Source organism: Nocardia sp. NPDC023733 (genome assembly GCF_040639775.1).
Classification (GTDB): Bacteria; Actinomycetota; Actinomycetes; order Mycobacteriales; family Mycobacteriaceae; genus Nocardia; species Nocardia rosealba.
The window spans coordinates 286,426-311,820 of record NZ_JBFAAN010000001.1 but is presented as its reverse complement, the minus strand read 5'-3'; the positions used below and the strand labels follow the sequence as shown (position 1 = coordinate 311,820).

Here is a 25,395-nt window from a genome sequence, read left to right as displayed (position 1 = left end):
ATGATTCGATTCGATCAGGTGGTCAAACGCTTCGGCGCCCTCACCGTCCTCGACCACCTCGATTTCACGGTCGGGCGTGGGGAGAAGGTCACGTTGATCGGCCCGTCGGGGTCGGGCAAGACCACGATCCTGCGCCTGTTGATGACGCTGGAAACCGTGAGCGACGGGGTGATCTGGGTCGACGGGGAACCCCTCACCCACACCGAACGCAACGGAAAACTGGTGCCCGCCAAGGAGAAGCACCTGCGGGCGGTGCGCACCAAGATCGGCATGGTGTTCCAGCAGTTCAATCTGTTCCCGAACATGACGGTGCTCGAGAACATCACCGAGGCACCGATCCACGTGCTCGGCAAGTCGAAAGACGACGCGCGCGAACGGGCACGGCACCTGCTGGATGTGGTCGGCCTGGCCGACAAGGAGAACGCGCACCCCTCCCAGCTCTCGGGTGGTCAGCAGCAGCGGGTGGCGATCGCGCGGTGCTGCGCGATGGACCCGAAGGTGATGCTGCTCGACGAGGTGACCTCCGCGCTCGACCCGGAACTGGTCGGCGACGTGCTCGACGTGCTACGCACCATCGCCGAGACGACCGACATCACCATGCTGATCGTCACCCACGAGATGCGTTTCGCCCGCGAGGTGTCGGATCGGGTGCTGATGTTCGATGCCGGGCGCATCGTCGAGCAGGGTCCGCCGGAACAGATCTTCGAGGCGCCGACCAACGAGCGGACGCGCAAGTTCTTGGAAGCGGTGCGCTGAGCACCCCGGGCCTTCGGAGGCCGTAGTCGGCGAGCACGACGAGACGCGGGTTGCCGGGAGCGGCGGGGTGGGACGCTGCGGCGATCAACGCGGCGATTACCGTTGACGCTCGTGCTGGTGCTGCTGCCTCCCTCCGAGACCAAGTCCGACGGCGGTTCGGGCGCGCCCCTGAACCTCGACGATCTGGCGATGCCGCAGCTGAGCGCGGTGCGCGACAAGTTGATCACCGAGGTGGTCCAGTTGGCGGCCGACCCGGCCACCTCGGCAGCCGTGCTCGGGCTCGGCAAGGGCGCCGACACCGAGATCGCCCGCAACGCGACCCTGCGCACCTCCCCCACCCGGCCCGCGCTCGAGCGCTACACCGGCGTGCTCTACGACGCGCTGGACGCGAAATCGTTCACCAAAGTGCAGCGGGCCAAGGCCTACGCCCGGCTCGGCATCGGTTCGGCCCTGTTCGGTGCCGTCCGCGCCGGCGACCCGATCCCCGCCTACCGCCTCTCCGGCGGCACGAAGCTCCCCGGCCTGCCCACTCTGTCGGCCCTGTGGCGCGACGTCCTGCCCGACGCCCTCTACGCCGAAGCCGCGGGCGATCTCGTCGTCGACCTGCGCTCGGGCACCTACCAGCAGCTCGGCCGCGTCCCCGACGCGATCACCGCCAACGTCCTCACCGAGCACCCCGACGGTTCCCGCACCGTGGTGAGCCACTTCAACAAACACCACAAGGGGCTGCTCGCCCGCGCGCTCGTCCTCACCCGCGCCGATCCCACCGACATTCGCGGTGTGGCCCGAGTCGCGACCAAAGCCGGTCTGCGCGCGGAAATCGCCTCGTCCACAGAGCTTCTCATCATCACCTGAACTCGAGGTGCGCGCCGGGTCGGTTACCGGTAACGTTCCGCGGTTCGGTCGCGTCCGGCCGGGCATGCGTGATCGAGAGAGTGCTCAATGGGTTTCGGTAGGGGTTTGTTCCGGCGTCGCGAATCTGCTTCGCGTGACGCGATTTTCGGCAAGTGGGCGGTCGACATCCTGCGGGCGTTTCCCGAGGTCGTCTCGGCGGAGTTCGATGCGTCCGAGTTCCACGTCGATGTCGTCTACGCCGACGGCGCGATTCAGCAGTACGGCCTGCAGACGCCGTTCCGGCTGGCCGTGGGCCTCGACGGCGAGGAAGCGGTGCAGCTGCTCGCCGAGTACTTGCGCCGTGCGGTGACGTCGCGAACGGTGATGACCGAACCTGTAGCGGGCTGGATGTCGGCGGCGCCGACGTTGCGCTCGGTGCTGCGACCGGCCGGTGACCTTACCCTCGAGTTCCAGGGGAAGCGGATCGGCGACCACATGCTGTGGCGGCCGCTGCTGCCCTGCCTCACCGAGCGCGTGGTGATCGACCTGCCGACCTCGATGCGCACGGTGTCCCCGGACGATCTGGTCGAGTGGGGTGTGGATGCCGATACCGTCTTCGCCACCGCCCGCGCCAACATGATCGACTTCGCGGTGGAGACTGTGTCGCTATTCGACACCGAGGACGGTGTGCTGTTCCTCCCGGACGACGACGGTGATCTCTACGCGGGGTCGCTGCCGCTGGTCGACGGCTGGCTGGCCGGGCTCGGCAACAAAGCAGGCGCACAGCCCCTGTTCTTCGTGCCGGGTAGTTTCGGCGTCCTGGCCGGGGTGGCCAGCTCACCGGAGCGGGTCTGCGAACTGGTCGCCGCCGCCCGGGAGATGTTCGACAATGCCGTGCGACCCGTCTCACCGGCTCCCTACACGGTCGACGAACAGGGTCGGCTCGTGCCGTTCACGGTGCCCATCGACCACCCCGCGTGGGCCGCGATCCGTTCGGCCGAGGCCGCGCTCGCCGCACCGGTCCATGCCGCCCAGTATCAGGGCATGCAAGCCGATACCGAAGCCGGCCGCCTGGATCTGTTCGTCGCAGAACTGCTGCACGTACGGGCCGAGAACGGCATCGAGGAAACGGTGGCCGCGTGGACCGACACCGTGCCGACGCTGCTGCCGCGCGCCCACGTCGTCAACATGGTCGACCTGACGACCGCGTCCCTGTTCGGTGTTCCGTGGGAGGTGCTGGATCGCGAGGTCGGCTTGCGGGCCGTGCCCGGCCTGTTCCCGCCCCGCTTCCTGGTGGAGCATCACCCCGATCAGGCGACGCTGGCCAGGCTGCGGGCCGCGGGGAGGTGGGGAACGGGTTAGATCTGCGCCGCCGCGAGGGCCGCGCGTACCTCGTCGGCACTCGCCGGCTTCGACGCGGGCGGCCAGTTGCTGTCGGCTGCGTACGGGTGGACGTAGACCGGCGTATCCCGTTGCGAGCGGCGGCTTTCGGTGAGCGAGCCGCCGTCGACCACGTCGTAGCCGAGACTGTCGATGAACTCGGCGGCCAGCTTCTTGGCGTCGGCGTCGTCACCGAAGATCGGCAGCGCGGAGCGGTCGGCGGCACCGGCGGGCCGGGCGAGTTCGGCAAGGTTGGCGTAGGCGATGTTGTTGAACGCCTTGACCACCTTCGACTCGGGGAGGTGGCGCTGCAGGAGTTCGCTGGTGGTGGTCTCGTCGGCGTCGAGTTCGGGGAACGCCCCGTCGCGCTCGGGGTAGTAGTTGTTGGTGTCGAATACCACCTTGCCCGCCAGCGGCGCGACGGGGATCTCGCGGTAGGCCTTCAACGGGACGGTGACCACCACATAGTCACCCGCCTCGGCCGCTTCGGCGGGGGTGGCCGCGCGAGCGCGTGGGCCGAGTTCGGCCACCAGGTCCGCCAGGGTTTCCGGGCCACGCGAATTGCTGAGGACCACGTCGTGACCCGCGTCGACCGCGAGCCGAGCCAGGGTGGAGCCGATGAATCCGCTACCGATCAATCCGAGTGTCGTCATGTGCCGGGTCAACCGATGGGGTGCCACGATTGTTCCCGGTGATCTCGGCGGCGCCCGGTGCGCTATTCGCCGACAGGTGAGTTCAGGGAGATGAGATTGCCGCAGGTGTCGTCGAAGACGGCGGAGGTCACCTGGCCCATGGGCTGGGGCGGTTGGGTGAAGAAGACACCCAGGTCGGTCAGGCGGCGGTACTCGGCGTCGATGTCGTCGACGGTGAAGATCATCATCGGAATACCGTCGGCGCTCAGTGCCGTCTTGTAGGCCTTGGCGGCGGGGTGCTGATCGGGTTCGAGGAGCAGTTCGATGCCGTCGGGGTCGGCGGGCGACACGACGGTGAGCCACGAGTATTCACCAAGGGGCACTTTGTGTTTCACCTGAAAACCGAGCACCTCGGTGTAGAACTTCTCGGCCTTGTCCTGGTCGTCGACGAAGACGCTGGTGACGCCGATGCGGATCATGTGTCCTCCTGGGGAATGGGCCACCGCGCCGTCAGCTCGCGCAGCGGGGTGAAGTCGCGGTAGTGGAATTTGTAGCGGCCGACACGGCTCGTGCGGACCAGGCCCGCCGCCTCGAGCACATCCAGATGCTGGGTGATCGCCTGCCGCGAGGAACTGATGCCGTGCTTTGTCACGAGCCTGCCGCACAGTTCGAACAGGGTCTGACCGTCCCGATCGGCCAGTTCGTCGAGCAGCACGCGTCGTGTCGAATCCGCCAGGGCGGTGAAGATATCGCTCACGGCGAGCACTCCTTGTCTCTTCCGAAACCACCATAGGCAAGCAGTGACTTGCCTGTCAATCGCATCGTCCAACAGATACCGTGACGCAGCACAAAGACAACGGGGTGCACCGCCGCCTAGCCTGAACTCGGCCGACCGACCCGACGCCGACGACCGCTCGATCCCCAGGATGTTCGATGACCAACCGCATGCGCGCTCTCGTTGCGGCGCTGACCGTTTCGGCGTCCGCGCTGCTCTCGGCCGGAGCGCACGCCGACCCGGTGAGCGGGGCTGCCTATGTGGCCCTCGGCGATTCCGGTGCCGCGACCACCGGCGCCGCGAACCTCGACCTCACCGCTCCGCTGCAGTGTGCTCGCTCGACGGCCAACGCACCGAAGCTGGTGGCGCAACGGCTCGGACTCACCCTGGACGACCGCACCTGCAGTTCGGCGAAGATCCCGCACCTGACCCAGCAGCAGGGACCGGGTATCGCCCCGCAGCTGGACGCGCTCGGGCCTGCGACACAGCTGGTCACGCTGCACATCGGCGCCAACGACGCCGATATGACGCAGTACATCCTCGGCCGGTGCCACCTGGGCGGCTGCGGGACGGACCACGGCTGGGACGAGAAGATCGACGCGATCGCCCCGAGCTACGCGGCCGCACTCGACGACATCACCCGGCGCGCCCCGAACGCCGTCATCGTCGTCGACGGCTGGCCGACCTACCTCACCGACCACAGCTGCCCGGCGATGGCCGGACTGCGCGACACCGACGCCGCCTATATCCAGTCCAAGTTCGAACGACTCAACGCGGTGGTCGCGGGCGAAGCCGCCGCGCACGGTGCGATCTTTGTCGATACTGTCGCCGCCTCCCGCGAATTCGGGATGTGCGCGGATCCGTCCGTGCGCTGGTTCGACCCGATCCTGGCCGACCGCACCCTGCTGCCCTATCACCCGACCCTCGCCGGTCAGCGCGGCGTAGCCGACCTCATTGTGACCGCGATCGAATCGAACAACGCGCTCGCGCGCTGAGCGCGGCCCGGATACCGTGGCGGTCATGGTCTCCTGGGGTGCGCTGGCGTCGTTCGCCGGACTGGCGTTGCTGATCGTTCTCGTGCCGGGTCCGAGCGTGTTGTTCACCATCGGGCGGGCGCTCACCGCCGGTCGGCGGACCGCGTTGCTGAACGTGGTCGGCAACGCTGTCGGGGTCTACCTCCAGGTCGTCGCCGTCGCGTGTGGCGTGGGGGCGGTGGTGATGGCGTCGGCGACGGTGTTCACCGCGATCAAGCTCGTCGGCGCGGGTTACCTTGTGTACCTGGGCATTCAGGCCTTCCGACACCGCACGCAACTGCACGATGCCATGCAGATCGGGCCCGACGGTCGCGGCGACGACGCGGTCGCGGCATTGCGCGACGGGTTCATCGTCGGCCTGGCGAACCCGAAGACCATCGTCTTCTTCGCGGCGCTGCTCCCCCAGTTCGTCGACCCCGCACGTGGCGGCGTATCGCAGCAGATGCTGATCCTCGGCCTCTGCATCCCCATTTTCGGCCTCGTGTTCGATTCACTGTGGGCGCTGGCGGCGGGCTCGGCCCGGACCTGGTTCGCGCGGTCGCCGCGACGCCTGGCCGCCGTCGGTGGAACCGGCGGGTTGGTCATGATCGGCCTCGGCGCGTCGCTCGCGCTGACCGGGCGCAAGGACTAGCCGGACAAGCCGATGAGTTCGGCCGCGAGGTTGGCACGAGCGGGCCCCTCGTAACGCTGATAAGCCCGCGGCGTGCGGAACAGGCGCGGTTGCTCGGCGAGGTTGCGCAGCACCGAGGCACGGCCCGCACGGAACAGGTCGTCGGGGACGTGGCGGTATTCCTCGCGGATCGCGGCCGCGTAGGTGGCGTACTCCTGCGCTGTCCCACCGAGCACGACCAGGTCGGCGTCGCAGAGCACCGCGCCGTTGGCGTCGCCGGCTTCCGGGTTGTGACCACGGGTGAGGATCACCAGGCGCACCACCTCGTTCACCAGCTCTGGTGTGGCGCCGAGTGATTCGAGCACGTCGCGAGCCAGGTCGGCGCTGCGTTCCTCGTTGTCGGCGCGGTCGACGGCGTAGATCGCGTCGTGGAAGAAGGCCGCGTAGCGCACGGCATCGATATCGGTTGCGGCATCGGCTAATTCGTCGATGGCGGCGAGCATCACCGCCAGGTGGGTGAGCGTGTGGTAGCGACGGTGTGGTTCGGCGTAGCGGCCGATGATGCCGATCCCGATGGCTTCGGAGTCGGTCCCGGCCAAGGCGATCCACCGGTCGAGCAGGTTCTCCGCGAGCACAGACATCCCTCCAGTCTCATGCCGCGTCAACTGTCGGGCAACCCCGTTTTCGCCACGAGAACCCGAATACCGTTCTGCCACAACGGGCCGGAATGCCGGGTATGACCGCCGCGTTCGTACCGGTATGACCCGAACCATCGCGCTGTCCGAAGAGTTGTCCACCTATATCGACAACGAGAGGGCGTATGCCACCGTCGCCACCCTCGGCCCCGACGGGCATCCGCATCTGACCGTCGTCTGGATCAAACGCGACGGCGACGACCTGCTCTTCTCCACCACGGTCGCCCGCCAGCAGGCCAAGAACCTGGCCCGCGACCCCCGCGTCACCGTGATGGTCAACCCGCCCGAGCGCCCGTTCGTCTACGCCGCCATCCGCGGCACCGCCACCCTCGTCCCGGATCCCGATCGTCTGCTGCCCGACGAGTTGTCCCTGAAATACACAGGTCTGCCCTACGCCCAGTTCAACCCGGCTTCGATCGACGACGCCGAACGGGTGACGGTACGGATCACGCCGTACAAGGTGACCGGCCGACTCTGAGCTCAGGCCTGTTGGGCTTCCTCCTGGGCATGCTGGGCCTGGGCCAGCTGACCCGGCGTGAAACGCAGTGTCAGCGCCACGACGGCGGCCAGCAGCGCCAGACCCGAACAGACGAGCAGGACTGTGGTGTAGCCGCTGGTGAGCGCGTCGAGCTGGGGTCCGGTCATTGCCGACACCTTGGTGTCGGGGCTGCCGCCGAGCGACAGGGTGCGCGAGGCCGCGATCGGGCTGAGCAGTCCGATCGCGATCGGCGTCGCCAGGTTCATGAACATCTGCCCCACCGCCGAGAGCGGACCGATATCGGACGGCGGCACGTCGACCAGCACGCACAGCGGGGCGAGCACCATCGCCACACCCACCCCGAACCCGATCACGACGAGCAACGGCAGCAGGGTGGTGAAGTAGCCGATGTGGCGATCGAGGGTCGACCCGAACAGCAGCGCCCCCGACAGCACGAGCGCGGCGCCGGTCAGCAGCCAGCGCGGCGGCACCCGCAACGCCGCCTTCGAGGCCAGCGCGCCGCCGACACCGATGCCGATGGTGAACGGGATGCAGGCGATACCGGCGTGCAGCGGGCTGTAGCCGAGCGAGTTCTGCAGCATCTGGGCGACGAAGAACGTCATCGCGCCGAGCACCGCGCCCGCGAGGAAGATCAGCAGGAAGGTCGAGTTGCGGTCGCGGCTGTCGAACAGCGACCACGGCAGCAGCGGGTCGGCCTCGTTGCGCTCGATGAGCACGAACGCCACGAGCAGCACGACACCGACGATCAGCGAGGTCAGGATGACCGGGCTGCCCCATCCCCACGACGGTCCCTCGGTGGCGCCGAACACGACCAGCGCGCAGGCGAGCGTGCCGAGCACCGCGCCCTTCACGTCGAGGGGCGCCCGGTGGTGGGCGGTGTCGGAGAGTGTGTACATCGCGCCGACCACGATCAGCGCGCCGATCGGCACATTGATGAGGAAGATCATCCGCCACGACATCTCGGTGAGCAGACCACCGATCACCAGGCCGCTCACCGACCCGATGCCCGCCATCGATCCGACGACGGCCACCGCCTGGTTGCGTGCCTTACCCGGCGCGAAAGTCGTGGCGACCAGCGCGAACGCGGTCGGTGCCGCGATCGCCGCGCCCGCACCCTGGAAGGCGCGCGCGATCAGCAGCGCCAGCTCGCCCTGGGCGAGGCCGCAGGCCAGCGAGGCGGCGGTGAACAGGCCGACACCGGTGATGAGCATGCGTTTGCGGCCGAAGACGTCGCCGAGGCGACCGCCGAGCAGCATCATGCCCGCGAAGGTGAGGCCGTAGGCGGTGACCGTCCACGCACCGCCCGAACTGGACAGGCCGAGTTCGTCCTGCAGGCGGGGCAGCGCGAAGATCACGACGGTGCCGTCGAGCACGACCATGAACTGCAGGCCGCTGAGAACGATGATCGCGAGCCCGAAGGCCGACTGCTTCACCGGGGACTGCTTCGAGGCAGCGGGGTTTTCGAGCACAGTCGACCACTGTAAACGACGCGGCCGGCGCCCCCGCCGGGATCGTGACTCAGGCGGGATCGGCACCGAAGGCCGCTGTCGGCCCGATGACGATGATCGCGGGCGGCCGGATGCCCTCCTGCTTGACTCGCTCGGCGACGGTGGCCAGGTCGGCGCGCACCACCCGCTGGGTGCGCAGGGTGCCCTCCTGGATGACGGTGGCCGGGGTGTCGGCGGGCTTGCCGCCGTCGAGCAGGGCGGCGGCGAACTTGTCGATGCGTTCCACGGCCATCATCAGCACGAGGGTGCCGCGCAGCTTGGCCAGCGCCGACCAGTCGACCAGCGAGTCCGGGTGATCCGGGGCGACGTGTCCGCTCACGACCACGAATTCGTGGGTCACGCCGCGATGGGTCACCGGGATGCCCGCCGCACCGGGTACCGAGATGGGACTGGTGATGCCGGGTACCACCGTCACCGGGATGCCCGCCTCGGCGCACGCCTCGAGCTCCTCGTACCCGCGCCCGAAGACGTACGGGTCGCCGCCCTTGAGCCGGACGACGAACTTGCCCGCCTTCACGCCCTCGACGAGGGCGAGGTTGATCGCCTCCTGCGCCATGGACCGGCCGTAGGGGATCTTCGCCGCGTCGATGACCTCGACGTGCGGGCCGAGTTCGGCGAGCAGTTCCGGCGGTGCGAGCCGGTCGGCGACGACCAGGTCGGCGCGGGCGAGCAGGCGGCGGCCGCGCACGGTGATGAGGTCCGGGTCGCCCGGTCCACCACCCACGAGCGCGACGCCGGGCGTCACGGGTTCCGAATCATCGGTCACCACACCGGATTGCAGTGCTTCGAGCAGCCCGTTGCGGACGGCGGCCGAGCGGCGGTGCGCACCACCCGCGAGGACGCCGAGAGTCAGGCCGTCGTAGCGAGCGGTCGCGGGGGTGACGGCGGTGCCGTCGCGGGCGATGTCGGCGCGCACGCAGAAGATCCGTTTGGCGGTGGCCTCGGCGACCACGGCGGCATTGGTCTCGGGTTCGTCGGTGCAGGCCATCGCGTACCAGGCCTCGTCGAGGTCGCCGTCGCGGTAGTCGCGCAGTTCCACGGTGAGTTGCCCCGCTGTTGCCATGCCCTCCACGGCCGGGGTCACGGCGCGGCTGACCACGTGCACCTGCGCACCCGCGGCCACGAGCAGCCCGAGCCTGCGCTGGGCGACAGTGCCGCCGCCGACGACAACGACTCTGCGTCCACGCAGATCGAGCCCGACCAGGTAGTTCGGGTCCCCGGCGGGCTGGGTCGATGCGGTGTCAGACGTGTTCGGCACAATGTCCGAGCCTAGTTCGTGACGTGCCGATCCCCGCACCCACCCGGCCGTTGCGGTGTCGGACCGCTGCCCGGTGCCGGTCGGCTCGATGGACGCCGGTCCGCGCGCGCCTCGCCGCACCGTGCAGGGCTCAGCCCAGGTAGGGATTGTTCTGTACCCACCGGAAGCCGGTGCCGCGCAAGGGGAAACTGTCGAGATCGACGCGAGTGAGGACGACCACCGCCTGCTTGCCCGCGATGTCGCCGCGTAGGGTGAGCCGGTCGTCTGCCGCACGGTCCACGGCGAGAGTGGCGTACGGCGCGGGCGCCTGATCGGGTGCTGTCGGCGCGGCCAGGAGCGTGAGCGTCGAGGTCGCCGGGTCGACGGTGGCCTGGACCGGAACGATGGTGTCGTCCATGCGCTGATAGCCCGCCGTGCCCTTGTCCACGACGAGGCGCTGCCAGCGGACGGGATCGGTGGTCAGCGGTGCCACCGGCAGCTGCTCGATCGAGAACTCCGACACCTCCCAGATGCCGTACAGCTCCGGTTCCGGTGCGCCCCCGCCGTATTCGCGCCAGGAGTCCGTGATCACCACGATCATTCCGGCCACGATCCACACCGCCGCCGCGACCTGCACCACGGTGGCCCACCGGTTCGCCCGCGCGGACCGGAACAGCGCGGGCTGCACCATCGGACCCGATGCACGTTCCAGCACAAGCACATCCAGTAGCCGCCTCGCCTGCGGGGCGAGCAGCACCAGGCTCATCAGCAGCAGGTGGCCGGACAGCATCTTCACCGGCACGTCGAAGGTGAGGTTCAGCAGGAACACCTGGGCCATGCTGATCACGCTGAGCATGGCACCGAGCGTCGCGGTGCGCGGCCAGAACAGCAGCAGCCCCGCGAGCACCTCGGCGGCACCCAGCGCCACCTCATAGGCCGGTGCCGAACCGACCTGCGTCCACAGCATCGCCATCGGACTCAGGTCGCCTACCCGGGTGAGCAAGGTGGTCAGCGCCGGTTCGGGCATCTGGGTGGGGACCAGTTTCGTGAAACCGTAGAACAGCATCTGCCCGCCGACAGCCAGGCGCAGGCCGGTGAGGAACCAGCTCGCCGCCCGGGGATAGGCGCGGCGGCGCCGGTCGAGAATCGACCACACCACGGTGACCAGGATCGCGACGATCAGCACCAGTCCGCACTGGATCCAGATGGCGGCCTGGTCGCCGCTGCCGTTCATCTCCAGCTCGGCGTACACGCCGAACACGTGCTCCCCGATCCAGCTGCTCACCGGGGCCAGCGTGAGCAGCTGCCAGGCGACGGCGTCCTCAGGCATCTTCAACGCGATCACGCCGAGGAAGACGAAGGTGATCTGAGCCATCCACAGGCAGAACAGGCCGAAGTACGCGACGCAGAACCGGAACGCGATCAGGCTGAGCGGGTGCCACCTGGGCTCCGGTGCACGCACCGGCTCCTCGACTGCGTGCTCCGCGACGACTGCGGTCACTACGTACCTCCCTATCGAAAACGGCTGTCCGGCAAGCTTTACCGAGAACGACACGCACGCGCATCGGGGGAAACCCCGATCTTGGAGGTGTCAACCCTGAATCCCGCTCACCGACGCCCGCCTTACATTCCGGCCGGTCTTCCGGTACGCCGGTACGGAACACGTTTCACCACGCCGACAGGGGACCCCACGTATGTCCGAGGACACGGACCACACCGCGCAGCAGTCGCTGACCGTCACCGAGCTCGATCTCGACGCATTCGGCGAGCGGCTCTCGGGGTGGCTGTCGGACAAGGTCGGCGCCGACGCCCCGCCGACGATCGGCAACCTCAGCAAACCCGCCACCGGCGGTATGTCGAGCACCACGGTTCTGTTCGATGCCGAATGGTCGGTGAACGGGGTCGCCGAGAGCGGTTCGTTCGTCGCCCGGATGGCGCCCGAGGACTCGTCGTTTCCGGTGTTCCAGTCCTATGACCTGCCGTTGCAGTACCAGGTGATGTCGGGTGTCGCGGCGGCGTCGGAGGTTCCCGTGCCCGCCCTGCGCTGGCTCGAGACCGACGAATCACTGTTCGGCACACCGTTTTTCGTCATGGACAAAATCGATGGTCAGGTAGTCGCCGACAATCCGCCGTACGTGTTCTTCGGCTGGGTGTTCGACGCCACCCCCACCGAGCGCGCGGGCATCACCGCCGAGACCGTCAAGGTGATCGCCCAGGTGCACGCGATCGACGAAGCGGCACAGCGCTTTCCGGCGCTCGACGGCGAAGGGTCCGCGCTGCGCAGGCACTTCGAGGCTCAGCGCGCCTGGTACCGGTGGGCGCTGGCCGACGACGGTGTCGAGATCCCGCTGATCGAGCGCGCCTTCGACTGGCTGGAGGCCAACTGGCCCGCCGAGACCGGCGCCGAGGTGCTCAACTGGGGTGACGCGCGCCCCGGCAACATCCTGTTCGACGGCTTCACCCCGGCCGCCGTGCTGGACTGGGAGATGGCCACCCTCGGCCCCCGCGAGCTCGACCTGGGCTGGCTGATCTTCATCCACCGGTTCTTCCAGGACATCGCCACCCACTTCGACCAGCCGGGCCTCGCCGACTTCCTGCGCCGCGACGACGTGGTCGCCGAGTACGAGAAGCTCACCGGCCACACCGTCACCGACCTGGACTTCTACATCGTGTACGCGGCGCTGCGCCACGCCATCGTGATGGCGCGGATCAAGCGGCGGATGATCCATTTCGGCGAGGACACCGTGCCCGACGAGCGCGACGACTACATCATGCATCGGCGCGGACTCGAAGCGCTGCTCGACGGCACCTACGAATGGGACTGACGATGAACGCGATCATGCCCGTCCCCCTGGACGAATACCCGGTCCATCAGACGCCGCTGTCGCTGGCCCGGGTGGCGACCAGCGACCGGAACTTCTACGACCGCTACTACTTCAACGCCTTCGACCCCGCCGGTGACACCATGCTCATCACCGGGTTCGGCGTGTACCCGAACCTGGGCGTGGTCGACGCGTTCGCGTGCGCACGCCAGGGCGACACCCAGCACAGTGTGCGGTTCTCCGACGCGCTCACCTCGCGTGATCTCGACACCGGCGTCGGCGGCTACCGCATCGAGGTGATCGAGCCGCTGCAGAAGTTGCGTGTGGTGTGCGAGCACGACGATCTCGGTTTCGACCTCACCTGGACCGGGGCGCAGCCGGCCGTGCAGGAGCAACCGCACCTGATCCTGTCCGGCACGCGGCCGATCATCGAGGCCTCGCGTTTCGCCCAATTGGGTTCGTGGGAGGGCACTCTCGCGGTGCACGGGCGCGACTACTCCGTCGACCCGGCGGTGTGGACGGGCAGCCGCGACCGCTCCTGGGGCATCCGTCCCTCCGGCGAACCGGACCCTGCGGGCCGGCCGACGGGCATGGGTGGTTTCTGGTGGTTGTACGCGCCGCTGCGGTTCCGTGATTTCGCCATCGTGGTGATCGTGCAGGAGGAACCCGACGGCACCCGCACTCTCAACAACGCGGTGCGCATCTGGAACGACGGCCGCAAGGAACAACTCGGCTGGCCGCGCATGACCTGGGTCTACGAGCCGGGCACCCGCCACCCCCGCTCGGTCCGCCTCGACATGACCACCCCCGACGGCAAGCCCCTCGAGGTCGAGATCGAGTCGCGCCCCGGCATCGCCCTGCACGTGGGCTGCGGATACGGCGCCGACCCCGACTGGACCCACGGCCGCTGGATGGGCGAGAACTGGTCGCTGTCGAGCACCTACGACCTCACCGACCCAGGCATCCGAGCCCGCGTCCCCTACGGCGTGATCGACCACATCGGCCACGCCCGCTGCGGCGACGCCGAGGGCTGGGGCCTGTTCGAACACGCCTCCATGGGCCGCCACGACCCCACCGGTTTCGCCGATTGGTCCTCGGTCGCCCCCTGAGGGTGAGGAACTTCCGCGCGAGAGGAAAGGTGCCGCCGCGACAACGAGGTCGCGGCGGCTCCGTTTTCTGTGCTGTGTGAACTTCTATGCGGCCGTGGCGAAGTCGGCCAGCAGCGACGGCACGGCGGCGTCGAATCCGGCGACATCGAGCATGCCCGCGTCGTCGGGATCGGCGATGCTGAAGTTCGTCGCGGTCATCCCGACCACCACGAGCTTGGCTCGCGGGTTCACCTCGCGGCGGTACCGGGCGAGCGCCTGATGCGGGTGCATGGAACCTGCCCAGGTCTCGTTGTCGGTGTAGACCGAGAACACGTCCACCTCGATGCCCTTGTCCAGCGCGTGCAGGATCGGCAGCGCGCAGTCGGTTCCGCCGAACGGCAGTCCCGATACCGTGCGCACCGCATCGTCCAAGCGCTGGCGCGGCGAGATCGCCAGCTCCGACAACCGGTCCGACTGTGACCAGCCCTTACCGCCGCTGGTGAACCCGACGATCTGGTGCCGGGGTTCGGTGCGGGCGGTGACCAGGGCGAGCGCGGCCGATGCCTCGCGTGCCGACAGCGGCAGCCCACTGATCGGCGCGGTCATCGACCCGGACACGTCGAGCGCGAGCAGGTGCCGCAGACCGGTCGGCTGGATCAGCTCGAACGCCGCGTAGAACGCGGAATCGAGCGCGTCGACGACCGGAGCCGACGGCGTCCAGGTGCCCGAACCGCGTGCCGAACGCCCGGAAGCGTAGGTACGCAGAGCGATCAGCACCGAGACAGGGTGCACCCGGGCCGCGCGCAGTCGCGCCGGATCGGTGAGCTGGGCACAGATCGCGGCCGTCCGCGATCCGAGCGGGTCCAGCATCCCGAGGCGGGTGAGGCGCGGGAGCTGACGCAGCAGTGCTGTCTGCGGAATTCCGTTGTCCAACAGCGCCTCCCACACCTCGGGTGTGTTCAACGCGGCATCGGGCAGCATCTCCCAGCCGAGCCGGTATTCGCGAACAAGTGCGGGCACCTGATCGGCCGGGGCGGTCTGCGCACGCTGGAAGCCCTCGATCACGGCCAAGCCGTCGAGTTCCGTTGCGCGGCCGCAGATCCAGTCGAACAGCCTGCGCCGTTCGTCGTCGGTGGCCGCCGGGTGCGACAGGCGAAGCAGGTCGCGGTGCGTCCAGCCTTCACGCTGCCGGTACTTGACCGCCTGAAAGGCGAGCGCGTCGACCGGCTTGTCCAGGTACCAGTTCGCCACCGCCCGGCGCAGCCCACGACCCCAGCCGCGGAACTGCTCGATGTAGCCGGCGAACAGGAACAGGTGCGAGCCGGTGCGCGCGACCTGCGGCAACGCGGCCAAGGCGGCGCGACGGCCGTCGACATCACCGACCGATGCGGCGGCGGCGAGCGCGAACAGCGCGGGATTCTGACGCGGCGCACGACCGGAGGTGGAGATCTCCACGATCTCGCGCACCAGGCCGGCGGTGTGCTCGGCCGCGTACCCGACGATGAACTCCGCGTTGTCGGCGGTCAGCGCGGCGGGGCTCACGTAGTACGTTCCCGATTCGGTGCCGAGCGTGAGGAAGCGACGCACTCGCGCCTGCGGCGTGATGTCGAAAACGTAACCACCGGCGTTGTTCACGACCTGACGATTGTCGGCCGGTGCGGTCTGCGGTGTGCTGCGACGGTTGAACCGCGACAGAATATTCATTGTTCCCCTCCGATACGCCCGTGGGCGTTGCTGTTCGGCCCCGGACCCAGCGGGGCATGTATGCGGAATGGGGCAGGCGTGGTGTTTTCGACCGGAGCCGGAAATTGCTTTCCGACGCGGGGTTCGAACCCGCTCGACTTACGAGGTCACCAGATAACCGACCGAATCCGGCCCGCCCTATTCCGTCGCAATCGCACGGCGGGCGTGTGTGTCCCGACCGGACGCGCCGAGTGCTCTACCAGACTGAGCTACCGCCACCGCGCGGTGGCGGGCAGGATTCGAACCTGCGTCCGCTTGGTCCAGAGGTAACCGATCAGTGCCGGCCCGCCGTACGACTGCTGGACCAGACGTTACTGTGCGCGGCCGATCTTGCCCAGTGAATTAAATCGGGTCGGCGTACGCCACTGCCACGACGATTCCATCGACAATTGTTCGTCCGCATACTGATTCACCATTCCCCGCAAGTAGTGCGGCGGCTTCCGCGACGCTGGGGGTACCGACCGCGGCTTCGGTGCGGGACGAGCTGTGCGCAACCTCTACCGCGGACAATTCCTCGGCGGTGAATCCGAGCAACGCGACTCCTAGCATCGCGGCGGCCGCCCGCAGCCCCGGCTCGGCGGCTCGGGTGTCGAGCGTCGCCAGGCAGGCGATGCGGTACTGCCCGACAACCTCTTCGACGGCTCGCACGATGCGGCCCGATGTGGTGCCTGGACGCAGACCGATGCCGACTGTGACTCGGTCCTGCGACTCGCTCTCGAACTCTCCTGTCGCTTGCGGCCCCATACCGTCAGTCATGAACAATCCGCCACCGAGATTCGAATCCCGTGGCGGCGGCGACCGAATCCTGTCACCACACGAAATCGGCCATCTCGCTCAGCAGCGGCAGGAGGGCGCCTCGGGGGCTGAACCCCTTTCCCACACCAGCGAATCAGACAATGGCACCGGGGTCGTCTCTCAGCGCGGGCAGGAAGTTCGCGGCGACGTCTCGCGCACTCGATCATCGGCGCCCACGGTCGGCTGTCAGGTCGAATCTCCCTGCGGCGTCTACGAATCGGCGGATGGCGTCAGGGTTACCCGCGGGGTGGGTGTGTAGGTAGGAGGCATGGACCTGGCCCACCACAGCGCCTTCGGAGACGGATACTGTTGTGCGCCAGCCCCATGCGGTATCCGCCGTGCCTGCCTGGAGCAGGCGGGTGCGGTGGAATTCGTGGCCGCGTACTCGGGCGCCCGCCTGCCACAGCACAGAGTCGTGCAGGGCGACGGCGTCGCGGTAGCCGAGGGTGAGGCGGGGGCCGAATTCGGCGTCGGCATCGATCACTCCCGCCATAGGGTGCCCGTCGAGGGAACGGGTGAGGTAGAGCAGTCCGGCGCATTCCGCGTGGATCGGGAGGCCGTGGGTGGCGCCGTCGGCGATCGCGCTGCGCAGGCGCACATTCGCCGAGAGCTGCGCGGCGTGTTCCTCGGGGAAACCACCCGGCAGCACCAGACCCGCTGTGTTCTCGGGCAATTCGTCGGTCAGTGGATCGAAGACAACGACCTGCGCACCCGCTGCCAGGAGCAGCTCTCGGTGCTCGGCGTAGCCGAAGGTGAAGGCAGCGCCGCCGGCCATCGCGATCACCGGCCCCCCGATCCGGGTGAGGCGGTCGCCCGCAGTCGCGTCCGTGATCGTGGTGGTCCGCCCGGTTCGTGCAGGTTCGACCGGCCGATTCGCGGCGTGCGCGAACTCGGCCATTCCTGCTGTAACTCCGGGTTCGGTCGACGAGGGCAGCGTTCGGCCGGACAAAGTGGCTGCGGCCTGCGCGTTCGGATCGGTCGGCAGTGGGGATCGCTCGGACAATATCGCCGGGGCGGGATCGTGTGGAGTTCGCGCGGTAGAGGGCGACCCGCCGAGCTCGCCAGACGGCTGCTCTCGATCGGTCACGGCTCGATCGGCGGCTGCGGCCAGTTCGGTCAGCGGATCCCAGGCGGGGCCCTGCACCGATCCACCGGCCAGGGCGACGATCGCCGAGAGGTCGACGTGGGCGGCAACCAGGGTGGTCATAGCGTCGACGGCGCGGGTGGCGGCGGTGCCGTGTTCGACGGCGGGGATGAGGCCGAGATGGCGTGAGGGGACTTCCAATTCGGTCATCCGGGGTAGCACGCCGAGGACAGGGATGCCCACGCGGTCGCACGCCGAGCGCAGGACCTGTTCGTGGCGTTCGCTGCCGACGCGGTTGAGGATCACTCCACCGAGACGGACCGAGGAGTCGAAGGTGGCGAATCCGTGGAGCAGGGCGGCCAAGCTCTGCGAATGCCCGCGCGCGTCGACGACCAGCACGACCGGTGCGCCGAGCAGGCTAGCCACCTGCGCGGTGGAACCCTCGGCCACCGCTTCCGTCCGGTGCTCGTCGATACGACCGTCGAACAGGCCCATCACGCCCTCGACCACTGCGATATCGCACCCGTGCGCGCCGTGGCGGTACAGCGGGACCACCCGATCCTCGCCTACCAGAACAGGATCGAGGTTCCGGCCGGGGCGCCCCGCGGAGAGCCCGTGATACCCGGGGTCGATGTAGTCCGGGCCGACCTTGAACGGCGCCACCTCGTGCCCAGCCCGCCGCAACGCGCCGATGAGCCCGGTGGCCAGCGTCGTCTTGCCGCTACCCGACGCCGGGGCCGCGATAACGATCGCCGGGGCGCTCACGGTCGCCACTCCCGCACGACCGCCGGTCCACTCCCCGTTCGTTCCACAACGGCTGCCGAGCCAACGACCATTCGTTCCCCCACAGCCGCCGGGCCAGCCACCATTCGATCCACCACAGCCACCATGCCGCTCGCTGTTCGATCCGCCACGGCTGACGGCCCGGCCACCGTTCGATCCACCAGAGCTGCCGCGTCGGTCACCATTGGATTCCGCACGGCTGTCGAGCCAGTCACCATTCGATACCGCGCTGACCCTTGCGGCCCGCGTCCATCGGGTGCTTCACCTTGGTCATCTCGGTGACCAGGTCGGCAGCGTCGATGAGCGCCTGTGGTGCGTCGCGTCCGGTGATGACGACGTGCTGGTTACCTGGCCGGTTGGTGAGGGTTTCGACGACCTCGTCGATATCGACCCAGCCCCACTTCAGCGGGTAGGTGAACTCGTCGAGCACGTAGAAGCGGTGCTGCTCGGCGGCGAGACGCCGGGAAATCTCCTGCCAGCCCGCGAGTGCGGCGGCGGCGTGGTCTTCCTCGGTCCCGTGCTTGCGGGTCCAGGACCATCCCTCCCCCATCTTGTGCCACTCCACCGCGCCGCCCGCGCCGGTCTCCTCGTGCAGGGTGCCGAGGGTCCGAAACGCCGCTTCCTCGCCGACCTTCCATTTCGCGCTCTTCACGAACTGGAACACGGCCACGTCGAATCCCTGATTCCAGGCCCGCAGCGCCATCCCGAACGCCGCCGTCGACTTCCCTTTGCCGGGCCCGGTGTGCACGGCAAGCACGGGCTGATTACGCCGCTGCCGCGTGGTCAGCCCGTCCGCGGGGACGACCTCGGGAACACCCTTGGGCACAGCAATCTCCTTCTCTTCACGCTCGGCTGAGGCTCAGGCCGCGCGGTTCGTTGGGTAGCCGGACGCGCGCACCACATCGGCGACGGATTCGCCGGTGAGTTCGTCGAGGCGCAGGTAGCGGGCGCGCAGGTCGCGGGCCAGTTCGGCGGCCAGGCCGAGGCGGATCATGCCGCGCTCGCAGTCGATGACCATGGTGGTGTGGCCTTCGCCCGCGAGGAGGCGCGCGGCGGTGCGGGCGCGCGGGAGGGGGTCGGTGCCGCCGGTGGCACGGCCGTCGGTGAGCAGGACGAGCATCGGGCGGCGACGCGGGTCGCGCACGTGTTCGCGGGCGATCACCTCGCGGGCCTTCAGCAAACCGGCAGCGAGAGGTGTCTTCCCGCCGGTGCGCAGACCGGCCAGGCGGCGCACGGCGATGTCGACCGAGGAGGTCGGCGGCAGCACCAGCTCGGCTTCGCTGCCGCGCACGCTGATCACCGCCACCTTGTCGCGGCGCTGGTAGGCGTCACGCAGCAGGGTGACGACGGCGCCGGTGACGGCGGTGAGCCGGTCGCGGGCGGCCATCGAACCGGAGGTGTCGACGACGAAGACCACCAGATTGCCTTCGCGCCCTTCGCGATACGCGCCACGCAGGTCTTCGATCGCCAGGGCGAGCGGTCCGGCGAACCGGCCGCGCTCGACCTGTTTCGGTGCGGCGGCGAAGACGGTGCCGAGCAGGTGCAGACCGGTGGAGGTGTCGGTGTGGGGGCGAACCATGCGACCGGTGCGGGTCTGGGCGCGGGAGCGACGGCCGGGGGCGCCTTCGCCGATGCCGGGGACTTCCCAGCGGGGGGCAGGCTTGGAAGTGGAACCGGGTGTGCCGGAAAGCCTTTCAGCGGTCGGCCGAGAACCCTTGTCGTCGGAGCCACTGCTGTTCGAACCGGTATCGTTCGCGCGGTTGCCATTCGGGCCACCACCGGGCCCACCGTCCGGACCGCTGCCGTCCGGGCCACTGGGCCCACCGTCCGGGCCGTCGTCATCCGGCCCGTCGCTGTCGTCAGGACCGCCCTCGCGCGGGTCACGCGCGTGGTTGTCCCCTTGCCGATCCTCGGAGCCGTCCCCGTCCTGATCGGTACCTATCGACTCGTCACTCGCGCGACCACCGTCGGCCTGCTCGCCGCTGCGACCGTCCGCATTCTCCCCCTCGAGCGCCCGGTCATCGGCGGACCCGTACGGATCATCGAATTCGTCGTCGTCGGAAGCGTTTTCGACTTCCTCGGCCGCCGCCCGCATCGCCTCGTCGAGCTGTTCCTCACTGATCCCGGGCTCGTCGAACGGATCGCGGCGCCGCCGATGCGGCAGGGCCAGCTCGGCTGCGATCCGCACATCGTCCTCGGTGACCTGGTCGCGGCCCCGCCAGGCCGCGTGGGCGGTCGCGGTTCGGGCGACGACCAGATCCGCGCGCATCCCGTCGACATCGAAGGCCGCACACAGCGCCGCGATCCGGCGCAGCTCGGCATTGTCGAGCACGACATCGGGCAACCGGTCGCGCGCGGTCAGAATGCGTTCGGCGACAACCCGATCCGCGCCGGCGTAGCGGGCGGCGAACGCGGCGGGGTCGGCTTCGTAGTCGAGGCGGCGGCGCACGACGGCCATCCGGGTCGACACGTCACGCGAGGCCGCCACGTCGACGGTGAGACCGAACCGGTCGAGCAATTGCGGACGCAGCTCTCCCTCTTCGGGATTCATGGTGCCGACGAGCACGAACCGCGCCGGATGCGAATGTGACACCCCGTCGCGCTCCACGTGCACGCGGCCCATGGCGGCGGCATCGAGCAGCACGTCGACCAGGTGGTCGTGCAGCAGATTCACTTCGTCGACGTAGAGCACGCCGTGATGGGCCGCGGCCAGCAGACCGGGACGGAACGCCTGCTCCCCGTCGCGCAGCACCCGCTCGAGATCCAGCGAACCGACCACCCGGTCCTCGGTGGCGCCGACCGGCAACTCGACCAGCCGGGCCGGTCGCGCGCCCGTCTCGTCGACCACCGGCGGCAGCAACTGCGCGAGCGCGCGCACCACGGTCGACTTCGCGGTGCCCTTCTCTCCGCGCACCAGCACCCCGCCGATCCCGGGGTGCACCGCCGACAAGATCAACGCCAGCTGCAACCGCTCCTGCCCCACCACAGCCGAGAACGGGAACCCCGCTTCACCCACTCCCCGCGCAGCGGTGTGCGGACCAGCGGCAACATCAGCAAAACCAGGCACGCCCCCACTGTATGCGCGGCCCGATCACCTCTGATCCCCGGGCATCACTGCCCGACGAGCGGCACCCGGTCCGCCGCCCGCGACGATCGCATCCAGCGGCGCCCCGCCATAGTGGCGCGCGCGTCTCTCGACGGACCGGACGGCATGGCAGACGCAGGCGGTCGGAGATGGATACCGGGGGTCAGCCGCGACGCATCGGGACGTGCATGATGCCGTCGTCATCGTATTCCGGCCCGTCGACGGCGAAGCCGAACTTGGCATACATGTCGACCAGGTGGGACTGAGCGTCCAATCGCACTGTCGCCGAACCGGTTTCGGCCAGCGCGGCCTGCATCAGACGAGTGGTGTAGCCACGTTTGCGGGCATCCGCCGCCACGCACACCCGGCCGATGCGGAATCCGTCCGGCTCTTCGAGCAGGCGCAGAGTCGCCACGATCTCGCCGTCGTCGTCGATCCACAGGTGCCGGGTGCCGGGAAGCAGGTCACGCCCGTCCAGTTCGGGGTAGGCGCATTCCTGCTCCACGACGAACACGTCGACGCGCAACTTCAGCAGCCGGTACAGGGCGGCGGAGTCGAGGTCCGCCGCCCACGACCGTTTCAGCACGACCGGCACGGCAGGTCAGCGCACCTGGGCGAAGCCGAGCGCGTCTTCCTGGGTGGTGGCGCTGACCTCGTCGAGCTTGAGCGACTTGTTGGTCCAGTCCCACACTTCCTGGAACAGGGCCTGGTTCTCCGACAGCTTCTGGCCGAGCGAGGGGATCATCTGCTGCAGCTGCGGGGTCCAGTCGGCGTACTCACGCGGGAAGCAACGCTGCATCACATCGAGCATCGCGGTGACACAGGTCGACGCGCCGGGCGAGGCACCGAGCAGACCGGCGATGCTGCCGTCCTGGGCGGAGATGACGGCGGTGCCGAACTCGAGCACACCACCGGCACCCTTGCGCCGGATCACCTGCACGCGCTGACCGGCGGTGATGAGCTCCCAGTCGCGGCCGTCGGCCCTCGGCAGGAACTCCTCGAGCACACCCACCTTGCCGTTCTGCGACTTCAGCAGCTCGCTGATCAGGTACTTGGTGAGACCCATCTCGGTGAGACCCACGCCGACGAGCGAACCGATGTTGTTCGGCTTGATCGACTTGAACAGGTCGGCGTTGGAGCCGTCCTTGAGGAACTTGGGGGTCCAGCCGGCGTAGGGGCCGAACAGCAGGCCCTTCTTGCCGTTGATGACGCGAGTGTCCAAGTGCGGCACCGACATCGGCGGCGCGCCGACGGCGGCCTTGCCGTACACCTTGGCCTCGTGCGCGGCGATCAGGTCGGGGTTGGTCGAGCGCAGGAACTGGCCGCTGATCGGGAACCCACCGAAGCCCTTGGCCTCCTTGATGCCCGACTTCTGCAGCAGCGGCAGCGCGCCACCACCGGCGCCGACGAACACGAACTTCGCGTTGATCGTGCGCGACCGGTAGGTGCGCAGGTTGCGCACGGTGACGTTCCAGGAGCCGTCGGACTGCTTGTCGAGGTCGCGGACCTCGGTGCCGAAGGCGATCTCGCCGCCGGAGTAGCCGACGTAGGCCAGCAGCTGCTTGGTGAGCGCGCCGAAGTCGATATCGGTGCCGCCGTCGGTCCAGTTCAGTGCGATGGGGTCGGAGAAGTCACGGCCCTTGGCCATCAGCGGCAGGCGCGCGGCGAACTCGTCGGGGCTGTCGATGAACTCCATACCGCGGAACAGCGGGTGCGGCGCCAGCGCCTCGTAGCGCTTACGCAGGTACTCGACGTTGTCGGCACCGTGCACGAAGCTGACGTGCGGGATGGGGTTGATGAAGCGCGACGGGTCACCCAGGACGCCCGCGTCGACCGCGGAGGCCCAGAACTGGCGCGAGACCTGGAAGCGTTCGTTGATGTCGATCGCCTTGCTGACATCGACCGAGCCGTCGGCGTTCTGCGGGCTGTAGTTGAGCTCGCACAGCGCCGAGTGGCCGGTACCCGCGTTGTTCCACGGGTCGCTGCTCTCGGCGGCGGCGGCGTCGAGCCGTTCGAACACCGAAACCGTCCAGTCCGGCTGCAGCTGCCGCAGCAGCGCGCCCAGCGTGGCACTCATGATGCCTGCGCCGATGAGAACTACATCGGTCTTTTCAATCTTCGCAGCGTTCGGCACGGGTAGATCGACTTCCTTGTCCTTCTCAGCTAACCACCGGCGGGTGAGTTCGCTTGGCGCGGGCGCTTGGCAGTGTTGATGCGACTCGCAGTGAATCGCCGGGGGTAGGTTACCCGTCGTTCACCTGAACTCAATTGTGCACCTCAGCAGATCGCCTCACTGCACCCGACCTGCCGAATGTGATGTAAACCAACCCTGCACGTCGCCGTGACCCCGCGATAGATTGGCGGGTGTGACGAACGAAACGCAAGGGATCGCCGACCGGACCGACGAGCAGTGGCAGGCCGACATCCTCGGCACGGCGTACCAGCAGCGAACCCTGCCGCTGGGCACCGACCCCGACGGCGAGGGCGAGATCGTCGCCACCCTGGTTCGCTACCTGCCCGACGCCACCGCCCCGGCACACGAGCCCACAGTGCTCTACGTGCACGGTTTCACCGACTACTTCTTCCAGGAGCACCTGGCCGAGCATTTCGCCGCGCGCGGCCACCGCTTCTACGCACTCGACCTGCGCAAATGCGGCCGCTCGCGGCGTGAAGGACAGAGCGCGCACTACGTCAGCGACCTGGCGCTCTACGACGCGGAACTCAGCGAGGCGCTGCGGATCGCCCGCGAGGAGACCTGCAACGATGTGCTGGTCGTCGCGCATTCGACCGGTGGCCTCATCGTGCCGTTGTGGCTCGACCGGCTCGAAGCCGCGGGCGGCAGCGCGGCGGCGGGTGTGGTCGGTGTGGTGCTCAACAGCCCCTGGTTCGACCTGCAGGGACCGTCGTACTACCGCACCGTCGGCACACCCATCATCAACGCCGTCGGCCGGTTCCGGGCGTTCGCGCAGATCCCGGGTATGGGTGTGAGCACCGCCTACGGCGACAGCCTGCACCACACCCGCTCGGGTGAATGGGACTACAACCTGGACTGGAAGCCGTTGACCGGCGAACCGGTGCGTCTCGGCTGGTTGCGGGCGATCCGGCAGGGCCAGGCACGGCTGCAGCAGGGCCTCACCATCGGGGTACCCGCGCTGATCCTGCGTTCGCGGGTCACCAAGTTCGCGCGCCAGCACAGTTCAGCCGTCGACGTGGCCGATGCTGTGCTCGACGTCAAGCAGATCCAGCGCTGGGCCGGCTGCCTGGGCGAACGCACCACCATCGTCCCCATCGACGGCGCTCGCCACGACGTGTTCCTGTCCTCGGAGGCCGTCCGCGCGGTCGCCTTCGCCGAGACCGACAGCTGGCTCGACTGGCTCGCCGCCTACCGCAAGTCCTGACCCCGTTTCACCAGAGGCTGGTGCGCAACACGATCTCGGTGGCGAGTTCGTGGCCAGCTTCGGTGGCGATGTTGTCGACTTCCAAAGGGACGACACGGAATTCGCCGTAGACGAAGCGGCCGGAGGCGTCGGCGGTGGCGCGGGGCAGGCTCTTGGTGACCATCATCGTCACCGGGAGTTCGAGGGGTGGGCAGGCCGGGTCGGGGATCGTGCCGTCGGCGCCGGGCACGGCGGGGTGGCCGTGGTCGGCGACGACGAGACTCATGAACCGGCCGAAGCGGCCCGCGCACACCCGCCACGCGAGTGCCGCACCCGCACCGCGTCCGGCCACGTTCACGTAGGGCAGTTCGAGTTCGTCGAGAATGGCGTGCACCCCCGCGGGCTCGAGCCCTTCGACGGATTCCACGACGACGGTCTGCAGATCGGATTCGTGCAGCCGCGCGCACACCTTGTCGAACACATCAGCAGGGTCGTCCGCATCGGGAAGCAACAGCACATTGTGCCGTGAGGAGGGCCCGTCGACCCGCACTGTCCAGGCCTGGTCACCGACCGTGATCTGCCGAGATTTCATGCCGGTTTACGGTACACGCCCACCCTGAACGCCACCTGCCGTTCAGCCCCGGCTCTCCATCGGGCC

At 68.6% G+C, this 25,395-nt stretch carries 24 protein-coding genes; 9 read left to right on the top strand and 15 right to left on the bottom strand.

Going from position 1 to position 25,395, the window contains the following annotated elements; all coding sequences use genetic code 11:
* The 3 genes from ehuA to AB0F86_RS01405 all read left to right on the top strand — a co-directional run bounded on the left by ehuA (position 1) and on the right by AB0F86_RS01405 (position 2,952).
* Positions 1–756 (top strand): ectoine/hydroxyectoine ABC transporter ATP-binding protein EhuA, encoded by a 756-nt coding sequence (ehuA, locus tag AB0F86_RS01415; protein ID WP_356983905.1) that lies wholly within the window; start codon positions 1–3, stop codon positions 754–756.
* Positions 757–867: 111 nt separating this feature from the next.
* Positions 868–1,611: a peroxide stress protein YaaA gene (gene yaaA, locus AB0F86_RS01410; RefSeq protein ID WP_356983903.1), complete on the top strand. Its 744-nt coding sequence runs from the start codon at positions 868–870 to the stop codon at positions 1,609–1,611.
* Positions 1,612–1,698: 87 nt separating this feature from the next.
* Entirely contained in the window at positions 1,699–2,952 is a 1,254-nt protein-coding gene (locus AB0F86_RS01405) for a hypothetical protein (RefSeq protein ID WP_356983901.1), read from the top strand.
* Here the strand turns inward: AB0F86_RS01405 and AB0F86_RS01400 are convergent.
* The 3 genes from AB0F86_RS01400 to AB0F86_RS01390 all read right to left on the bottom strand — a co-directional run bounded on the left by AB0F86_RS01400 (position 2,949) and on the right by AB0F86_RS01390 (position 4,368).
* Positions 2,949–3,623: an NAD(P)-binding domain-containing protein gene (locus tag AB0F86_RS01400; RefSeq protein ID WP_356983899.1), complete on the bottom strand. Its 675-nt coding sequence runs from the start codon at positions 3,621–3,623 to the stop codon at positions 2,949–2,951. The genes AB0F86_RS01405 and AB0F86_RS01400 overlap by 4 nt on opposite strands.
* Before the next feature lie 62 nt (positions 3,624–3,685).
* On the bottom strand, positions 3,686–4,078 hold the full coding sequence (locus AB0F86_RS01395) for a VOC family protein (RefSeq protein WP_067496485.1): 393 nt from the start codon (positions 4,076–4,078) through the stop codon (positions 3,686–3,688).
* The gene (locus AB0F86_RS01390) at positions 4,078–4,368 is read right to left on the bottom strand and encodes a helix-turn-helix domain-containing protein (protein ID WP_356983898.1); all 291 of its coding nucleotides are present in this window, start codon (positions 4,366–4,368) and stop codon (positions 4,078–4,080) included. The genes AB0F86_RS01395 and AB0F86_RS01390 overlap by 1 nt, the downstream gene beginning before the upstream one ends.
* A gap of 167 nt (positions 4,369–4,535) precedes the next feature.
* Between AB0F86_RS01390 and AB0F86_RS01385 the strand changes: the two genes are divergently transcribed.
* Complete coding sequence (locus AB0F86_RS01385; RefSeq protein ID WP_356983896.1) at positions 4,536–5,372, top strand: SGNH/GDSL hydrolase family protein; 837 nt, start codon at positions 4,536–4,538, stop codon at positions 5,370–5,372.
* A 25-nt stretch (positions 5,373–5,397) separates the two neighbouring features.
* Positions 5,398–6,042 carry a LysE family translocator gene (locus tag AB0F86_RS01380; protein ID WP_356983894.1) on the top strand — a complete coding sequence of 215 codons (645 nt, stop codon included), beginning with the start codon at positions 5,398–5,400 and terminating at the stop codon, positions 6,040–6,042.
* Here AB0F86_RS01380 and AB0F86_RS01375 read toward each other — a convergent pair.
* Positions 6,039–6,662 (bottom strand): metal-dependent phosphohydrolase, encoded by a 624-nt coding sequence (locus AB0F86_RS01375; protein WP_225280414.1) that lies wholly within the window; start codon positions 6,660–6,662, stop codon positions 6,039–6,041. The two genes, AB0F86_RS01380 and AB0F86_RS01375, sit on opposite strands and share 4 nt — an antisense overlap.
* A 118-nt stretch (positions 6,663–6,780) precedes the next feature.
* Here AB0F86_RS01375 and AB0F86_RS01370 point away from each other — a divergent pair, with 118 nt between their 5' ends.
* Positions 6,781–7,194: a PPOX class F420-dependent oxidoreductase gene (locus tag AB0F86_RS01370; protein WP_356983892.1), complete on the top strand. Its 414-nt coding sequence runs from the start codon at positions 6,781–6,783 to the stop codon at positions 7,192–7,194.
* 2 nt (positions 7,195–7,196) lie between these two features.
* On the opposite strand, the gene AB0F86_RS01365 is transcribed toward AB0F86_RS01370, so the two are convergent.
* From AB0F86_RS01365 to AB0F86_RS01355, 3 genes are all read right to left on the bottom strand, one after another.
* Entirely contained in the window at positions 7,197–8,684 is a 1,488-nt protein-coding gene (locus AB0F86_RS01365) for an MFS transporter (RefSeq protein ID WP_357171619.1), read from the bottom strand.
* Positions 8,685–8,733: 49 nt separating this feature from the next.
* Positions 8,734–9,981 carry a uroporphyrinogen-III C-methyltransferase gene (cobA, locus tag AB0F86_RS01360; protein ID WP_225280411.1) on the bottom strand — a complete coding sequence of 416 codons (1,248 nt, stop codon included), beginning with the start codon at positions 9,979–9,981 and terminating at the stop codon, positions 8,734–8,736.
* A 130-nt stretch (positions 9,982–10,111) separates the two neighbouring features.
* Positions 10,112–11,461: a DoxX family protein gene (locus tag AB0F86_RS01355; protein WP_356983889.1), complete on the bottom strand. Its 1,350-nt coding sequence runs from the start codon at positions 11,459–11,461 to the stop codon at positions 10,112–10,114.
* A gap of 193 nt (positions 11,462–11,654) precedes the next feature.
* Between AB0F86_RS01355 and AB0F86_RS01350 the strand changes: the two genes are divergently transcribed.
* Positions 11,655–12,785: a phosphotransferase family protein gene (locus AB0F86_RS01350; RefSeq protein ID WP_356983887.1), complete on the top strand. Its 1,131-nt coding sequence runs from the start codon at positions 11,655–11,657 to the stop codon at positions 12,783–12,785.
* Between the two features lie 2 nt (positions 12,786–12,787).
* On the top strand, positions 12,788–13,891 hold the full coding sequence (locus AB0F86_RS01345; RefSeq protein WP_356983885.1) for a hypothetical protein: 1,104 nt from the start codon (positions 12,788–12,790) through the stop codon (positions 13,889–13,891).
* An 84-nt stretch (positions 13,892–13,975) separates the two neighbouring features.
* Here the strand turns inward: AB0F86_RS01345 and AB0F86_RS01340 are convergent, their stop codons facing one another.
* The 7 genes from AB0F86_RS01340 to mqo all read right to left on the bottom strand — a co-directional run bounded on the left by AB0F86_RS01340 (position 13,976) and on the right by mqo (position 23,494).
* On the bottom strand, positions 13,976–15,574 hold the full coding sequence (locus AB0F86_RS01340) for a TROVE domain-containing protein (protein ID WP_356983884.1): 1,599 nt from the start codon (positions 15,572–15,574) through the stop codon (positions 13,976–13,978).
* Positions 15,575–15,955: 381 nt separating this feature from the next.
* On the bottom strand, positions 15,956–16,369 hold the full coding sequence (locus AB0F86_RS01335; RefSeq protein WP_356983882.1) for a cobalamin biosynthesis protein: 414 nt from the start codon (positions 16,367–16,369) through the stop codon (positions 15,956–15,958).
* A 202-nt stretch (positions 16,370–16,571) separates the two neighbouring features.
* The gene (locus tag AB0F86_RS01330; protein WP_356983880.1) at positions 16,572–18,266 is read right to left on the bottom strand and encodes a cobyrinate a,c-diamide synthase; all 1,695 of its coding nucleotides are present in this window, start codon (positions 18,264–18,266) and stop codon (positions 16,572–16,574) included.
* Positions 18,267–18,486: 220 nt separating this feature from the next.
* Complete coding sequence (cobO, locus tag AB0F86_RS01325; RefSeq protein ID WP_181696864.1) at positions 18,487–19,101, bottom strand: cob(I)yrinic acid a,c-diamide adenosyltransferase; 615 nt, start codon at positions 19,099–19,101, stop codon at positions 18,487–18,489.
* Positions 19,102–19,134: 33 nt separating this feature from the next.
* Positions 19,135–21,291: a VWA domain-containing protein gene (locus tag AB0F86_RS01320; protein WP_356984379.1), complete on the bottom strand. Its 2,157-nt coding sequence runs from the start codon at positions 21,289–21,291 to the stop codon at positions 19,135–19,137.
* Positions 21,292–21,523: 232 nt separating this feature from the next.
* Positions 21,524–21,955 (bottom strand): GNAT family N-acetyltransferase, encoded by a 432-nt coding sequence (locus tag AB0F86_RS01315; protein WP_356983878.1) that lies wholly within the window; start codon positions 21,953–21,955, stop codon positions 21,524–21,526.
* A 6-nt stretch (positions 21,956–21,961) separates the two neighbouring features.
* Positions 21,962–23,494 carry a malate dehydrogenase (quinone) gene (mqo, locus tag AB0F86_RS01310; protein WP_181696862.1) on the bottom strand — a complete coding sequence of 511 codons (1,533 nt, stop codon included), beginning with the start codon at positions 23,492–23,494 and terminating at the stop codon, positions 21,962–21,964.
* A 232-nt stretch (positions 23,495–23,726) separates the two neighbouring features.
* Between mqo and AB0F86_RS01305 the strand changes: the two genes are divergently transcribed.
* Positions 23,727–24,758 carry an alpha/beta hydrolase gene (locus tag AB0F86_RS01305; RefSeq protein ID WP_356983877.1) on the top strand — a complete coding sequence of 344 codons (1,032 nt, stop codon included), beginning with the start codon at positions 23,727–23,729 and terminating at the stop codon, positions 24,756–24,758.
* 7 nt (positions 24,759–24,765) lie between these two features.
* Here the strand turns inward: AB0F86_RS01305 and AB0F86_RS01300 are convergent, their stop codons facing one another.
* A complete protein-coding gene (locus AB0F86_RS01300; RefSeq protein ID WP_181696860.1) occupies positions 24,766–25,329 on the bottom strand; it encodes an alpha/beta hydrolase in 564 nt (187 codons plus the stop codon).
* Between the last annotated feature and the right edge of the window lie 66 nt (positions 25,330–25,395).

Coding starts and splice junctions, on each gene's coding strand:
- AB0F86_RS01405 (WP_356983901.1), top strand. CDS start 1,699: ATGGGTTTCGGTAGGGGTTTGTTCCGGCGTCGCGAATCTGCTTCGCGT.
- AB0F86_RS01350 (WP_356983887.1), top strand. CDS start 11,655: ATGTCCGAGGACACGGACCACACCGCGCAGCAGTCGCTGACCGTCACC.
- AB0F86_RS01300 (WP_181696860.1), bottom strand. CDS start 25,329: ATGAAATCTCGGCAGATCACGGTCGGTGACCAGGCCTGGACAGTGCGG.
- AB0F86_RS01385 (WP_356983896.1), top strand. CDS start 4,536: ATGACCAACCGCATGCGCGCTCTCGTTGCGGCGCTGACCGTTTCGGCG.
- AB0F86_RS01340 (WP_356983884.1), bottom strand. CDS start 15,574: ATGAATATTCTGTCGCGGTTCAACCGTCGCAGCACACCGCAGACCGCA.
- AB0F86_RS01400 (WP_356983899.1), bottom strand. CDS start 3,623: ATGACGACACTCGGATTGATCGGTAGCGGATTCATCGGCTCCACCCTG.
- AB0F86_RS01335 (WP_356983882.1), bottom strand. CDS start 16,369: ATGACTGACGGTATGGGGCCGCAAGCGACAGGAGAGTTCGAGAGCGAG.
- AB0F86_RS01370 (WP_356983892.1), top strand. CDS start 6,781: ATGACCCGAACCATCGCGCTGTCCGAAGAGTTGTCCACCTATATCGAC.
- AB0F86_RS01375 (WP_225280414.1), bottom strand. CDS start 6,662: ATGTCTGTGCTCGCGGAGAACCTGCTCGACCGGTGGATCGCCTTGGCC.
- AB0F86_RS01345 (WP_356983885.1), top strand. CDS start 12,788: ATGAACGCGATCATGCCCGTCCCCCTGGACGAATACCCGGTCCATCAG.
- ehuA (WP_356983905.1), top strand. CDS start 1: ATGATTCGATTCGATCAGGTGGTCAAACGCTTCGGCGCCCTCACCGTC.
- AB0F86_RS01380 (WP_356983894.1), top strand. CDS start 5,398: ATGGTCTCCTGGGGTGCGCTGGCGTCGTTCGCCGGACTGGCGTTGCTG.